Below are 14,114 nucleotides of genomic sequence, written 5' to 3' on the forward strand. Positions count from 1 at the left end.
GTCCGTTAAAATTTCATTATGGTACACTACTATTAGGCAATCAGCGAAGGAGTTGGCAGAAAATGTTGCGTCTTGGAATTGATATAGATGGTACCATTACAGACCCTAAAACATTCATTCCATATTTAAACAAATCATTTCAGACACAATTGACATACAATGATTTAAAGGAATATGATTTAACAAAGGTCTTAAACATTACTGAGGAAGATTTTTGGAATTGGATGGATGAATTTGAACCTATTATATATAAAGAAGCTCCACTTTCCTTACATGCTAAACATGTACTAGACGATTGGAAGGATCGCCATCAGCTCTTATTCATTAGCGCCAGAAGAAAACATTTGCTTGATGTAACGTACAATTGGTTTAAAGAAATGGACGTATTTTATCATCATATTGAATTAATTGGAAGTCATGATAAGCTTGAAGCGGTGAAACGAAATGAAATTTCGATCTTTTTTGAGGACAAGCATGATAATGCTTGTATGATAAGTGAGGAGCACCAAATCCCCGTTATTTTGTTTAACACTCCTTATAATCAAGACCCTGTACCTAAAGGTGTTGTTCGGGTAAATCATTGGCTTGAGGCGAGAGACTGGGTAAATCAATGGTATGAAGTAAAAGTAATCTAAATAGCAGTAAAGGCTGTCTCATAAATGCTTTGGTTGAGACAGCCTTTTGTTTAGTGGCATTGCGGACATGTTCCATAAACTTCAAACTTATGACCGCTTATATCATAACCGGCTAAATTTTCTTCTAGATTTCCCATAGGACACCCAGGGATTTCCTTTGTTTTTCCGCATTGTAAACAAATAAAATGATGATGGTGATGATTTGCATTGCAGGTGAATCGGAAATGCTTCTCCCCTGACAATTCAGTCATTTCAAAAATGCCTAATTCAGCAAACAATGATAAATTTCGATAAATGGTATCAAAACTAAGTCCAGGATAATCGTCCTTTAGGGATTCTAAGACATCTTTTGCCGTCAGGTATTTGTCGTGATCAGCAAATAATTGCAGCATTTCCTCTCTTTTACTCGTATATTTATAGCCTTTTTCTTTTAATAAGTCGAGAGCTTCTTGAACATTCATGAAACTTTCCCCTTTGTAAATTTTGTCCATAAAATAGTAAAAATAAGAATGAGTACTGATAATATTACAATGGTTCCACCTGGCGCTAAATCCAAATAATAAGCTATGAATAATCCAATAATAACAGAAAGTTCACCAAATAGTACAGAAAAGAAAATGGTTTGCTTAAAGCCCTTTGCTATCCGAATGCTTGCAGCAACAGGCAATGTCATTAAGGATGAAACAAGCAATATTCCGACAATCCTTATGGACCCGGCTATCACTAAAGCGACAATCAGAATAAACATAAAATGAATCCACTTTGCATGAATACCTGATGCCGTTGCATGTTCTTCATCAAATGAAAGCAAGAATAATTCTTTGTATAAGATAAAAACGATTGCTATCACGATGATTGTAATCGCAATAATAACATATAGGTCTGTCCTGCTAACAGCACTTATACTACCAAATAAATAGCTTAATAAGTCTGTATTAAATCCATCCGCTAACGAGATAAAGATAACACTGATTCCTACTCCGCTGGATAAAATAATAGGAATCGCAAGCTCCTGATAATGCTTATAAACAGTGCGCAGCTTCTCAATAAAAAGCGAGCCTGTTACCGAAAAAGCCATTCCTAAATAAATCGGGTTAAGGCCTGCAAATGCAGCAACTTTTTTTTCAAGTAATAAGCTTGCAGCAATTCCAGCCAATGTAACATGACTTAAGGCATCAGCAATAAGAGACATCCTTCTTACAACGACGAATACCCCTAGAAGCGGCGCAATGATTCCGATTAGCATTCCAGATAAAAATGCATTTTGTAAAAACTCATACGCAAAAAGACTGCTTAACATTGTTTACATCCTCCATTAATGGGAGTGATCATGTGTTAACACATGTAATGAATGTCCATAGAACTCGGACATCTCATCATCCTTTAATAATTCAAATTCTTTAGAGTTACCATGAAAATGCAGATGTTTATTAATGCATGCCACGTGCGACACTTTATCTGTGATTGTACCGATATCATGAGTAACTAAAATTAAGGTAATTCCTAAATCCTTGTTTAAATGTGTCAGCATTTCATAAAAATTTTGAACGGTTTTCGCATCGACCCCTACTGTCGGTTCATCCAAAATTAATAGTTTAGGGTTTGATACAATCGCTCGAGCAATAAATGCACGCTGCTGCTGCCCCCCTGAAAGCTCACCAATGTTTCGCTTTGCAAATTTTGCTAATCCTACCGCTTCAATGGCATCTGTCACATTTTTTCTGTCATTAGGACCCATAAATTTAAATAAACCTAACTTTGATGTTAAGCCACTCGAAACCACTTCAAAAACCGATGCAGGAAACCCTGTATTAAAGCTATTTGCTTTCTGTGAGACAAAGCCAATTTCATGCCAGTTTTTGAATTTTTGTATCGGTTGTCCGAATAACTTTATTTCACCTTGCTGAGGTTTTAATAAGCCTAGCAAGCATTTTAATAATGTTGTTTTCCCAGAACCATTTGGACCAACAAGTCCAACAAAGCTTCCTTGTTCAACTGTCATATTAATGTTCTCTAACACTCTTTGCTTCTCATATGTGAAGTTTAAATCGTTTATTTCGATTATAGGCTGGTTCATTAATCTTCTTCACCCTTCTAAATTTAAGAATCGTTACGATTTACAAAAAGTAAAACAACGATATATCTATAACATAAAAATTATACAGAATAATATCTTTCGTGTAAAGTTTAAAATTAAAGGGATTAAGGGATAAAAATCGCACATTTTATCAATACCTCCATACATTGTGTTAGAGGAGGTTTGAAAATGATCTTATTTCAAAAAATTATCAATCAAAAACTTAACAATATATCCGTCGAGGAGCTTATGCAGTATGCGAAACAATTTAATATTTCCATTGGTCGGGCCCAAGCCGCTGAGGTTGTAAAAGCCATGAATGGCCAAAATATTAATATTTTTAATCAGAATGAAAGAAAGAAACTACTGGCGAAAATCGCCAAGATAACATCTCTAGAAACCGCTCAACAGGTTAATCAAATTTTTCAAAAGTTTACGAACTAACAGTACTTAATGTAAGAAGGCTGTCCCATGTAAGACCCCTAAACTCAAAATAGGACCCAACCAGATGGAATCATATTTTTATCTTTTCTTAAAAGGGGACTGAACTGAATGAGACAGCCTTTTATTTCTTCAAACTCTACAGATTACTGATTTATAATCTTTTCTAATAATCCTTCATCAAAGGTCTGTTCCTTGAACATATTAATCTCGAATTTATACGGAGGCTTTTTATATTTTTTATCTTCCCCTACAAACGGTGTTTCAAGGATTTTGGGGATCTCTGTTAGTGACGGATGATGCACTATATTATTCAATGCTTGAAAACCGATATGACCTAAGCCGATATTCTCGTGGCGGTCTTTTGCGGCACCTGCTGGATTTTTACTATCATTTATATGCAAAACCTTTAAACGATCTAATCCTATGATTGAGTCAAACTCATTCAAAACTCCATCGAAGTTACCTACAATATCATACCCTGCATCATGTGTATGGCATGTGTCAAAGCAGATGGATAGATGCTGGTTATGCGTAACTCCATCAATGATTTTAGCTAACTCATCAAAGGAGCGGCCGCATTCAGAACCTTTACCAGCCATTGTCTCTAATGCAATTTGTACTTCTTGATTTTGCTCAAGCACTTCATTTAAGCCTTCAATAATTTTCTTAATGCCTGCCTCTGCACCCGCTCCCACATGTGCACCAGGGTGAAGAACAATCTGTTTTGCACCGATCGCCTGCGTTCTCTCGATTTCTGAACGAAGGAAGTTTACACCAAGCTCAAACGTAGCGGGATTTGTTGAATTTCCAATATTAATAATATACGGTGCATGAACAACGATTTCATCAATACCATGTTCCTTCATATGAGCATTGCCTGCTTCAATATTTAAATCCTCGATTTTCTTTCGTCTAGTGTTTTGCGGTGCACCGGTATAGATCATAAATGTTGATGCTCCGTATGAAACAGCCTCCTCACTCGCTGCTAAGAGCATTTTTTTACCGCTCATCGATACATGTGAACCTATTTTTAGCATCTTTCTTCCCCCTATTTACTTTTTCTTGATAATCTTCTTTTTCTCTTTTTAATTTGTTCCATCTCACGGCTCATTTTCTTTTTATAGCCAGGCTTAACCTTTTTCGGCTTTTGGACAATGCTTTTCGCCAGAGCATCAACCTCATCAACCGTTTTTTTCCGTTTTTGTCGTCGTTTACGGTCATCAATATCCTTCCATTCTCCACCAACAAAGTCACGATTAATAAATTCAATACCCAGCTTCTCCAATTTATTTAATGCATCTTCATCAGCAGCTTCAAAAAGCGTAACAGCAATACCTGAACTGCCGGCACGCGCTGTTCTACCTACACGATGAATATAAAAATCCAAGTCAGTTGTAGGAAGCTCATAGTTAATAACATGACTAACACCTTTAATATCAATTCCTCGAGCCGCTAAATCTGTGGCAACGACATATTGAAATTCGAGATCATTTATTTGCTTCATCATTTTTTTACGATCACGAGGAGTCAAGTCTCCGTGTATTCGGCCAATCTTTAAGCCTTTTTCAATCAAGGCATCAGCTACTTCGTCTGCAGCCTTTTTTGTATTTGTAAAGACGATCGCTAAAAAGGGATTGAAATTAACCAGTATATCATGTACCAGTTTTATTCGATCCCGGTGCCTAACTGGTACTAAAACATGATCAATTTTTGCTGCGGTTGCCTGTTTTGGTGCAACATGTGTAAATTTCGGATTTTCTAAATATTTTTTTAGAAATGGTTTTAGCTTTTCTGGAATCGTTGCGGAAAAGACAAGAATTTGCAAATCTTCAGGCATTTGACCTGCTATCATATCAACTTCTTTAATGAAGCCCATATCAAGCATGAGATCCGCTTCATCGACAACCAACGTTTGTACTTTTCCGACGTTTAATGCATGCTCTCTCACTAAGTCGTTAATTCTACCAGGGGTTCCTACAACAATATGCGGTTGTGTTTTAAGCTTTTCGATTGCGCGTTGCTTATCAGTTCCACCGATAAAACATTTAGCAGAAATTGCTTCTTTTGAAAATGAGATTACATTGACAGCCTCATTATAGATTTGTGTCGCTAACTCTCTTGTCGGTGCTGTTATGACAACTTGAACCTCTTTACGTTCAGGTTCTATCATGTTTAATAAAGGTAATAAGTAAGCATGTGTCTTACCCGTTCCAGTTTGTGATTGTCCAATTGCACTTTCACCTTTTAAGATCGATGGAATTAATCTTTCTTGAATTTCCGTTGGTTCAAAAAATTTTAATTCCTTTGTTATTGCTTCTATTATAAATGGTTTAAACAAAAATCGCTCAAATTTTGTTTGTTCCATACATATCATCTCCTTTTTGAAAAAGCTTTATATATGCGCTCTTTTATCAGTCCATCATTAGATTATATCAAATGAAAGGGAAAACTCAAATTTTGTAAGCTAAAAGCTTTTAAATTGGATTGTGCAAAGGTAAATGTTCATAAACCATTCTCTTCCTTAATGCATAGTCTATTGATAGGGAAACCAACTACGGAAGGAGGATTTTATATGTTTCCACAAAGACCAATGCCTCCAATGAATTCAAGAGGTTTTTTTCCACAGCAAGGCCGGATGCCGATAGGACGCCACCCTTTTCAAGGACCTGTCATGGGCAATAGACCATTTACTCCTCAAATGCAGGCTAGAGGCGGAGGATTAAAAGGTTTACTTTCCCGTATCATGCCAGGAAGTCAAGGGGCAGCTCGTGTTGCAAACCCTCAAAGTTTTATTCAAGGTGCGTCAGGGGCTACAAGGGCTACAGGTGCTATTCAAGGGTTAGCAAACCCTGCTAATATCTCAAAAATGCTTGGCAATGTCCAAAAGGCTTTAGGCGTGGCCCAACAGGTTACTCCAATGGTTCAGCAATACGGTCCATTAGTAAAAAATTTACCGGCAATGATCAAAATATATCGTGAATTAAAAAATAGTGACGCCACCGATGATGTTCAAAATGAAGACGATAATACTTTGGAAAAGACAGAATCTGACTCTATAGAAACTCCATCGTCAAATTCAGAAAAGGAAAAACAAAGACAGAAGAAAAAACGCACAACCTCACAAAATACAGAGACTGACACAGCAGAAGAAAAGCCTGCTAATGAAGCTAAGAGCCTTCCATCTGCTTCAAAACGTTCCAAGCCGAAAATGTATATCTAATTTTCTTCTTTGTAATCTTATCAAATGTTCGTTATAATATTAAGAGATTATAAGAGTATAAAAGCCGGATTTTCGGCTTTTTTAAGTAGGAAAAAGGGACGAAGCCCACGGACTAATACTCCGTTTAACCTTTTTTGATCTCTTAAGGAGGCAAAATAATGGACGTAATTAAAATCGCTCCACGTGGTTATTGCTACGGCGTAGTAGACGCAATGGTGATTGCCAAAAATGCTGCATTAGATAAATCCTTACCAAGACCAATCTACATTTTAGGTATGATTGTTCATAATAAACATGTGACAGATGCCTTTGAAGAAGAAGGAATTATCACGCTTGATGGTAAAAATCGCTTAGAAATCCTGGAGAAGGTTGATCAAGGAACCATTGTATTTACCGCACATGGAGTTTCACCTGAAGTAAGAAAGATTGCAAAAGAAAAAGGGCTTGTGACAATTGATGCAACCTGCCCAGATGTGACAAAAACACATGAGCTTATTCGTGAAAAAGAGGCACAAGGCTATCATGTCATCTATATTGGAAAGAAAGGACATCCTGAGCCTGAGGGTGCAGTTGGTGTTGCACCACATGCTGTTCATTTAGTTGAGACCACTCAGGATGTTGAGCAATTAGAAATTGACAATGAGAAAATTATCGTGACAAACCAAACGACAATGAGTCAATGGGATGTTGCTGATATTATGGAGAAGGTTAAAGATAAATTCCCGCATGTTGAAATTCACCGCGAAATTTGCTTAGCCACTCAAGTACGCCAAGAAGCTGTTGCCGAGCAAGCAAAAGATGCAGATTTAACCATTGTAGTAGGAGATCCGAAAAGCAATAACTCAAATCGTCTCGCTCAGGTATCAGAACAGATTGCAGGAACAAAAGCATACCGTATTTCAGATTTAAGTGAGCTAAAACTTGAATGGTTAATTGATGTGAAAAAAGTTGCGGTTACAGCAGGTGCATCAACACCAACGCCAATTACAAAAAAAGTCATACAATTTCTTGAACAATACAACCCTGAGGACAAGTCTACCTGGAATTTGGATCACCAAGTTCCATTAGCGAAAATACTTCCTAAAGTTAAAGTTAAATAAAAGAAAAGCGCAAGCGCCTTGCTTAGCCTAGGGGCTAGGCGCTTGAGCTAGATACAAAAAGTTTATACAAAAAGTTATACTTCTTATCGATTAAAAAATGGGCTGAGTGACAGCCCATTTTTTAAACAAATGTAAATGGATCTGTATTAACCTTTGATCCAAATACTTGTACCTCATATTTTTTTTCTTTACACATATCTCCTAATTTTGCAGAGACTCCTTTGATCATTACCTTCTCAACATGATGACCAGGGTCGATCACATTTAAATTCATCATTAAGGCGTCCTGAGCAACATGGAAATATAAATCGCCAGTAACATAGACATCAGCACCTTTAAATTTTGCTTGCTGAATATATTTATTCCCGTCACCACCTAAAACCGCAACCTTTTTTACTCTTGAGCTTGGGTTTCCTACCATTCTAACATGTTCAACTTGAAGCGATGTTTTAACATGCTCGGCAAAATCTTGAAGGCTCAACTCCGCATTCAACTTTCCAATTCTTCCCAGACCTAACGTGGTACCAGGTTGTTCTAATGGGTAAATATCATAGGCAACCTCTTCATATGGATGGGTTTTAAGCATTGTTTGGACGACCTTTTTTTGGATTGACTCAGGGAAAATTGTTTCGATTCTCGCTTCTTTTACAAATTCGAGTTGTCCTTTTTCTCCTATAAATGGTTCTGCCCCATTTAGCGGAAGAAAGCTGCCTTCCCCACTCGTCGAAAAGAAACAATGACTGTAGTTGCCAATATGACCTGCACCTGCATTTCCCAATGCATCTCTCATTTCCTTTTCATGAGCTTCTGGTACGAACACAACTAGTTTTTTTAACTTATCTTCATATGTAGGAACAAGAACCTCTAAATCTGATAACGCTAGCGCTTCAGCTAGCATATCATTTACACCGCCATATGCAACATCCAGGTTTGTATGTGCAGCATAAACAGCGATATCATGCTTAATACACTTTTCCAGCATTCGACCATATGTGTTATCTGTTGTGAGTTTCTTTATCGGACGAAAAATTGGCGGATGATGGGCTATAATTAGATCAACTTTCTTTTCGACGGCCTCATCAATAACTGATTCCATCACATCCAATGTAATCATTACTTGGTTGACCTGCTTATTAAGATTGCCGATTTGAAGACCAATTTTATCGCCTTCAACTGCATATGATTTTGGTGAGAACTGTTCAAACAGCTGAATCACTTCATAACCATTTGGAATTTTGCTCATAATAGCAATACCTCCTCAACAAGCTTCATTTTATTCGTTAATTCTCTATACTTTTCGTTATTTTCATATGTATGTCCTGCCTGTTCAAGCTTTTGAACGATTGTTTTCCAATGGTTGTATTCTTGAGACCATTTTTTCACAAACACAGGAGATTTTTTTCTAGCTAAAATTGGACCTAGCAGCAGGTTCGCTTCTAGTGAATAGGCTTGATACGGAAGCAGTGGGTCACCTATTTCGGCCACTAGTATTTCATAGATTTTTTGATCTTCTTCAATAATTTCTTCGTTAATAAGCACCCAACCATTATCAAGTAACCATTTTCTAATGGAAATAGCATGGATATTCGGTTGTAAAACAAGCCGTTTCACTTGATTTAACTTCGAGCTGCCATCTTCTAATATTTTTTTTATTAGGCTTCCCCCCATCCCTGCAATCGTAATGCAGTCGACGGTATCTCCTTCATTAATAACGGATAAACCATCACCTTGACGTACAGAAATTTTATCTGTTAATTCACATTTCTGCACTTGGCTTTTGGCAGATAAAAAAGGTCCGTCCGTAATTTCTCCGGCAATTGCTCCTTTTGCAATGCCTTTTAAGATTGAGTAACAAGGTAGATAGGCATGATCTGAGCCAATGTCGGCAAAAACGGCCCCTTTAGGAATGTAGCCAGCAACTGTCTCAAGCCTTTTTGATAACTTCAATTCATTCATTTTGTCACCACTTTTTTGTATTTTGCGTTCTAATAAGCACTACTAAGTATAAAAAAAGTCCTTCACAAATGCAAAGGACTTTTTTATACACAAGATTTTAAAAAGCTATTCAAGAACAAATGTTCCGTTATTTAATTTGAGAAACCCATTCCGCCATTTCATCTAGCTTTTCATCAGGCACTAGACCAGCAGGCATGATTCCTCTACCATTTTTAATGGTTTCTTTAATTTCATCTGCACTAAGCTTTTCCCCTACACCTGTAAGCGCGGGACCTGCTCCGCCTTCATAATTTTGACCGTGGCAGGAAACACAGCTTTGTTGGTAGATATCCTCAGGTTTAGCGTTTGCAAGATCATCTGTTTTTGGCTCTTCATCACCTTTTGCTAATTCTTCATGATCGCCAATACCTTTAAATGATAAAAGGAACATAAGGCCGATACCTAAAACGGCGATTAATAAAAATGGTATAAGTGGATTGCGATTCATCATGTAACCTCCCTTATGTAAATAAGTGAATCTTCATTAGTCCGGCATGCTTTGCCACCTAATGTCGTTTAAATTATCTAGCTTTTACAGGCAGTTCATACATAAGAATTTTAATTTAACGCTTTCAATGATTGCTGCCCGTTACTGCGGGATAAATTTTATAAGTACTTGTTTTTGTAAACAACCTCTATTTTACTGTAATTTTACAATAAGTAAAAGACCTATCTTCTAACATCCCCATGTTTTTCACAGTTTAGACAAAATTGCGAAAAGAGATTTATTTCTTTTCATAAATCCATTGACATTTCGCCTTATTAATATTATCAAAATATAATACTCGCCATAAAGATTAAGAATCCACTGATGCCGCTAATAAATAGACATAGCAAACGATACACAGCCCCAATAAAAATCCACAACAAGCAATTTGCCACAATCATTCCACCAATCCAACGAGTATCTCCATAGGTATAGAACTCTGTTAAATTAAGTGAGAGGATTAATAATTGGATCAGCAAGACGGTCAATGGCACTTGAAAAAATGCTCTTTTAAAGTAAGGGGTAACAGCAATTGAAAATAATAGAGAAAAACCTACTATGGTCATTTGCAAAACGAAAGGCAATTCAGTAAAATAAACAATAAGAAGCATTAAGCTAAAGAAAGAAAACAATAAGCCATATAAAACCTAATAAATAGAAATAGGCAGATTACGCTTTTTATGTGATTGACTTTCTTTGTCTTTTTGGTTTCCTTCTGTATAAAGCGCTAACAAAAAATCGCAATATGTTTCGGGAAGCAATTTATTGTTTTACCATTGATAAATTTCATTAATGATAATCGCTCTTTTTTCTGTATTCATATAGGTTATCCTTCATAGTCGATTGTTCGATACATTAGAAAAGCGCAAGGCGCTTAGCATTCGGCGACAAGCATAAGGCGAATAGGTATAGAAGGTGTTCTTTACCTTCAATTTCTATTTGACTAGACCCTAGAGGCAGTTAAAAACGCGACGTCCTGTCGCATTAACTGCACTTGAACGTCCTGTGCTTCGCCGATGGCGCCTGGAGCACAAAAGATAGTATAAAAAGACGGACAAAGTGATGTCCGCCTCATTTTATTCAAGAAAGTCTTTAAGACGTTTACTGCGACTAGGATGACGCAATTTCCGAAGTGCCTTCGCTTCAATTTGACGAATACGTTCACGCGTAACGCCGAAAACTTTCCCAACTTCTTCCAGCGTTCTTGTTCTGCCATCGTCAAGTCCGAAGCGGAGACGCAAAACATTTTCTTCACGGTCTGTTAATGTATCCAACACATCTTCCAGCTGTTCTTTTAAAAGCTCATATGCTGCATGCTCAGATGGTGAAGTTGCGTCCTGATCTTCAATAAAATCACCTAAATGTGAATCATCTTCTTCACCAATTGGTGTTTCCAGCGAAACAGGCTCTTGTGCAATTTTTAAGATTTCTCTTACTTTATCAGGGGTTAATTCCATATCTTCCCCAATTTCTTCTGGAGTCGGTTCTCTACCTAAGTCTTGAAGTAATTGACGTTGAACCCTGATCAGCTTGTTTATTGTTTCAACCATATGAACAGGAATCCGGATCGTACGTGCTTGATCGGCAATGGCACGAGTAATTGCTTGGCGGATCCACCAAGTTGCATACGTACTAAATTTGTACCCTTTTTGATAGTCAAACTTTTCGACGGCCTTCATTAAGCCCATATTACCTTCTTGTATAAGATCAAGAAATAACATCCCTCGACCGACATATCGTTTGGCAATACTGACAACTAAACGCAAGTTAGCTTCGGCAAGCCTTCTTTTTGCTTCTTCGTCGCCCTCTTCAATACGTTTAGCAAGATCAATCTCTTCATTTGCAGATAGGAGATCGACACGACCGATTTCTTTTAAGTACATTCTTACCGGATCGTTTATTTTAACTCCAGGCGGGACACTTAAATCATTTAGATCGAATTCTTCTTCTTTGGCAAGATCTTGAATATTCGGATCATCATCACCTTCACCAGCTTCTCCTATTAATTCAACACCTTGTTCACCAAGAAATTCATAATACTCATCCATTTGGTCTGATTCAATTTCAAAGTTTGACATGCGTTCTGCTATTTCTTCATATGTCAAAACTCCACGTTTTTTCCCAATTTCAGTTAATTGTTCTTTCACCTGTTCAAAGGTTACTTCTGTTTCATGGGTTTGTTTATCAGCCATTGGATCCCCTCCTTCCAAAACTTATCACATGTTAAGATAAGCTATCGGATTACTGTTTACCGGCAAAATCCTATTTAAATTAAGAATGTGTTTATGTAGATACACTATACACAATCCACTATAAACGTTAATCTTTAGCTTATTAACTATGTCTTGAGCGCTTGTTTTAATTGAATGATTTCCATTGCAATTTGAGCTGCTTCTTTAAACTGCTTATTTCTTTCAGCTTCATTTTTTTCAGCTTCTTTTTCTTTTATCATTAACATTTTTTGATGATTCAACACCTGTTTTATATAATCTGATAGTTCTTGTTCACTTACATCAGTGTTTAATGAGATCATCGCAATGTTGGAAACAATATGTTGGAGCTCTGGACTTGGCAGCCTTGAAAGAAAGGCACTTACATTTTCTTCATTTCCCTCTTCATAATATCCATATAAATAAGTAACGATTGCTTTATGTTCTTCAATATTAAATTGAAGACCAAGTCGTTCGAGCACCTTTTCTGCAATGTCCTTGCTCCTTAGCATATGGCCGATTAACATTCGCTCAGCAGTGTGAAACGCGGGCAACAGCCTTTTTGATTGAATAGGAGCTCTTTTAAACTGCTGTTCAGTCCGCTTTTGCTGCGGTGCCTGCTGTGGTTTTGTTTGCTGTTCCTTTTGATGGAGCTGGTCTTTTAGAACCTCCATCGAAAGATCAAACTCTTTCGAGAGTTGTTTTAGATAAATTTCTTTTTCAACTGCACTTTCAAGCTTGCTAAGTTCTAAAATGACATGATCGATATACTGCAGCCTCTCACCTTCATTATGAAGATTTTTCCCTCTGCGGTAATAATTCATCTTAAATGTCATTAACGGTACGCTTGCCCCTATTACATCGTTTTTGAATTTTTCTGGTCCTTGCTTTTTGATGTAGTCATCAGGGTCTAATCCATCCGGAATCATGGCTACTTTTATTTGACAACCAAACTCCTTCAGTAATTTTGAAGCCCTCATTGTTGCTTCAATCCCGGCAGAATCTGAGTCATAACATAGGATAACCTCTGATACATTTCGACGGATTATTTTTGCTTGATCCTCAGTAAGGGAGGTTCCCATCGTAGCTATGGCATGTTCGACGCCAGCCCGGGTCGATGAAATAACATCTGCAAAGCCTTCAAAAAGAACGACTTGTTGATTTTTACGAATATGTACTCTTGCACGGTGAAAATTATAAAGCAATTTACTTTTGTTAAAGACTTTCGTTTCAGGGCTGTTCAAATATTTTGGTTTCTCGTCGCCGAGAACTCTGCCGGAAAAGGCAATTGTCATACCGTGATGATCTGTTATTGGGAACATGATTCGATTGCGAAACCGATCAAAATATTCATCAGCATTGTTTTTCTTTATTAATAGCCCCGCTTCCTCCATCAAGGAAGGATTAAAGCCCCGCTTCACTAAAAACTTTGATATGAAATCCCATGAATCAAGTGCATAGCCGATCTCAAACGAATCAATAATTTCTTTTGTGAATCCACGATTTAATAAGTAATCTAAAGCAGGCTGACCCTCTTTTGTATTAACTAATAAATGGTGGTAAAATTTCTTTAGCAGCTCATGTGCTTCAATCATTTTTTCAGCATCTTTTGAAACAGTTCTTCCTTGTTCTGGAGCAATTGCCGGTAATTCAATATTCGCTTTATCTGCAAGATGTTGTGCTGCTTCTATAAAGGAATACCCCTCATGCTGCATGAGAAAAGAAAAAACATTTCCTCCCGCACCACAACCAAAACAATGAAAAATTTGCTTATCGGCGGAGACAGAGAATGATGGAGACTTTTCTCCATGGAATGGACATAACCCAAAATAGTTACGACCTTGTTTCTTCAATTGAACATATTCACTTATCACATCAACAATGTCAGAAGTTCGTTGTATTTTTTCGATTAATTCTTCGGGAATTCGATTTCCCATGGTAACAAC

At 37.2% G+C, this 14,114-nt stretch carries 14 protein-coding genes; 4 read left to right on the forward strand and 10 right to left on the reverse strand.

The window, feature by feature from the left end; all coding sequences use genetic code 11:
- Positions 1–62 precede the first annotated feature (62 nt).
- On the forward strand, positions 63–635 hold the full coding sequence (locus tag ACSVDH_RS19925; protein WP_439250085.1) for a hypothetical protein: 573 nt from the start codon (positions 63–65) through the stop codon (positions 633–635).
- A 50-nt stretch (positions 636–685) separates the two neighbouring features.
- On the opposite strand, the gene zur is transcribed toward ACSVDH_RS19925, so the two are convergent.
- The 3 genes from zur to ACSVDH_RS19940 are packed head-to-tail and all read right to left on the reverse strand — an operon-like array spanning position 686 to position 2,712.
- Entirely contained in the window at positions 686–1,096 is a 411-nt protein-coding gene (gene zur / locus ACSVDH_RS19930; RefSeq protein WP_299087863.1) for a zinc uptake transcriptional repressor Zur, read from the reverse strand.
- Positions 1,093–1,935 carry a metal ABC transporter permease gene (locus ACSVDH_RS19935; RefSeq protein WP_439250083.1) on the reverse strand — a complete coding sequence of 281 codons (843 nt, stop codon included), beginning with the start codon at positions 1,933–1,935 and terminating at the stop codon, positions 1,093–1,095. Before ACSVDH_RS19935 ends, zur begins: the two co-directional genes overlap by 4 nt.
- A 15-nt stretch (positions 1,936–1,950) precedes the next feature.
- The gene (locus ACSVDH_RS19940; RefSeq protein WP_439250082.1) at positions 1,951–2,712 is read right to left on the reverse strand and encodes a metal ABC transporter ATP-binding protein; all 762 of its coding nucleotides are present in this window, start codon (positions 2,710–2,712) and stop codon (positions 1,951–1,953) included.
- Positions 2,713–2,901: 189 nt separating this feature from the next.
- Between ACSVDH_RS19940 and ACSVDH_RS19945 the strand changes: the two genes are divergently transcribed.
- The gene (locus tag ACSVDH_RS19945) at positions 2,902–3,156 is read left to right on the forward strand and encodes a DUF2624 domain-containing protein (protein WP_299087857.1); all 255 of its coding nucleotides are present in this window, start codon (positions 2,902–2,904) and stop codon (positions 3,154–3,156) included.
- 143 nt (positions 3,157–3,299) lie between these two features.
- Here the strand turns inward: ACSVDH_RS19945 and ACSVDH_RS19950 are convergent, their stop codons facing one another.
- The gene (locus ACSVDH_RS19950) at positions 3,300–4,193 is read right to left on the reverse strand and encodes a deoxyribonuclease IV (RefSeq protein WP_439250081.1); all 894 of its coding nucleotides are present in this window, start codon (positions 4,191–4,193) and stop codon (positions 3,300–3,302) included.
- Positions 4,194–4,204: 11 nt separating this feature from the next.
- Positions 4,205–5,521, reverse strand: a complete 1,317-nt coding sequence (locus ACSVDH_RS19955; RefSeq protein ID WP_439250079.1) for a DEAD/DEAH box helicase — start codon at positions 5,519–5,521, stop codon at positions 4,205–4,207.
- 207 nt (positions 5,522–5,728) lie between these two features.
- Here ACSVDH_RS19955 and vrrA point away from each other — a divergent pair, with 207 nt between their 5' ends.
- Both vrrA and ACSVDH_RS19965 read left to right on the forward strand, forming a co-directional pair.
- Complete coding sequence (vrrA, locus tag ACSVDH_RS19960; protein ID WP_439250078.1) at positions 5,729–6,376, forward strand: VrrA/YqfQ family protein; 648 nt, start codon at positions 5,729–5,731, stop codon at positions 6,374–6,376.
- A 158-nt stretch (positions 6,377–6,534) separates the two neighbouring features.
- On the forward strand, positions 6,535–7,476 hold the full coding sequence (locus ACSVDH_RS19965) for a 4-hydroxy-3-methylbut-2-enyl diphosphate reductase (RefSeq protein WP_299087849.1): 942 nt from the start codon (positions 6,535–6,537) through the stop codon (positions 7,474–7,476).
- A 121-nt stretch (positions 7,477–7,597) separates the two neighbouring features.
- Here ACSVDH_RS19965 and ACSVDH_RS19970 read toward each other — a convergent pair whose 3' ends face one another.
- The 5 genes from ACSVDH_RS19970 to dnaG form a co-directional block, all read right to left on the reverse strand.
- Entirely contained in the window at positions 7,598–8,719 is a 1,122-nt protein-coding gene (locus ACSVDH_RS19970; protein ID WP_439250076.1) for a Nif3-like dinuclear metal center hexameric protein, read from the reverse strand.
- Positions 8,716–9,432, reverse strand: coding sequence for a tRNA (adenine(22)-N(1))-methyltransferase (locus ACSVDH_RS19975; protein ID WP_439250075.1), 717 nt, complete (start codon positions 9,430–9,432; stop codon positions 8,716–8,718). The genes ACSVDH_RS19970 and ACSVDH_RS19975 overlap by 4 nt, the downstream gene beginning before the upstream one ends.
- Positions 9,433–9,559: 127 nt before the next feature.
- On the reverse strand, positions 9,560–9,919 hold the full coding sequence (gene cccA / locus ACSVDH_RS19980) for a cytochrome c550 (protein WP_299087839.1): 360 nt from the start codon (positions 9,917–9,919) through the stop codon (positions 9,560–9,562).
- Between the two features lie 1,115 nt (positions 9,920–11,034).
- Positions 11,035–12,150: an RNA polymerase sigma factor RpoD gene (gene rpoD, locus ACSVDH_RS19985; RefSeq protein ID WP_299087833.1), complete on the reverse strand. Its 1,116-nt coding sequence runs from the start codon at positions 12,148–12,150 to the stop codon at positions 11,035–11,037.
- Positions 12,151–12,296: 146 nt separating this feature from the next.
- On the reverse strand, positions 12,297–14,105 hold the full coding sequence (gene dnaG / locus ACSVDH_RS19990) for a DNA primase (protein ID WP_439250073.1): 1,809 nt from the start codon (positions 14,103–14,105) through the stop codon (positions 12,297–12,299).
- Between the last annotated feature and the right edge of the window lie 9 nt (positions 14,106–14,114).

Source organism: Metabacillus sp. Hm71 (genome assembly GCF_051842955.2).
In the GTDB taxonomy this organism is placed as follows: Bacteria; Bacillota; Bacilli; order Bacillales; family Bacillaceae; genus Metabacillus.

Coding starts and splice junctions, on each gene's coding strand:
- ACSVDH_RS19925 (WP_439250085.1), top strand. CDS start 63: ATGTTGCGTCTTGGAATTGATATAGATGGTACCATTACAGACCCTAAA.
- zur (WP_299087863.1), bottom strand. CDS start 1,096: ATGAATGTTCAAGAAGCTCTCGACTTATTAAAAGAAAAAGGCTATAAA.
- ACSVDH_RS19935 (WP_439250083.1), bottom strand. CDS start 1,935: ATGTTAAGCAGTCTTTTTGCGTATGAGTTTTTACAAAATGCATTTTTA.
- ACSVDH_RS19940 (WP_439250082.1), bottom strand. CDS start 2,712: ATGAACCAGCCTATAATCGAAATAAACGATTTAAACTTCACATATGAG.
- ACSVDH_RS19945 (WP_299087857.1), top strand. CDS start 2,902: ATGATCTTATTTCAAAAAATTATCAATCAAAAACTTAACAATATATCC.
- ACSVDH_RS19950 (WP_439250081.1), bottom strand. CDS start 4,193: ATGCTAAAAATAGGTTCACATGTATCGATGAGCGGTAAAAAAATGCTC.
- ACSVDH_RS19955 (WP_439250079.1), bottom strand. CDS start 5,521: ATGGAACAAACAAAATTTGAGCGATTTTTGTTTAAACCATTTATAATA.
- vrrA (WP_439250078.1), top strand. CDS start 5,729: ATGTTTCCACAAAGACCAATGCCTCCAATGAATTCAAGAGGTTTTTTT.
- ACSVDH_RS19965 (WP_299087849.1), top strand. CDS start 6,535: ATGGACGTAATTAAAATCGCTCCACGTGGTTATTGCTACGGCGTAGTA.
- ACSVDH_RS19970 (WP_439250076.1), bottom strand. CDS start 8,719: ATGAGCAAAATTCCAAATGGTTATGAAGTGATTCAGCTGTTTGAACAG.
- ACSVDH_RS19975 (WP_439250075.1), bottom strand. CDS start 9,432: ATGAATGAATTGAAGTTATCAAAAAGGCTTGAGACAGTTGCTGGCTAC.
- cccA (WP_299087839.1), bottom strand. CDS start 9,919: ATGAATCGCAATCCACTTATACCATTTTTATTAATCGCCGTTTTAGGT.
- rpoD (WP_299087833.1), bottom strand. CDS start 12,150: ATGGCTGATAAACAAACCCATGAAACAGAAGTAACCTTTGAACAGGTG.
- dnaG (WP_439250073.1), bottom strand. CDS start 14,105: ATGGGAAATCGAATTCCCGAAGAATTAATCGAAAAAATACAACGAACT.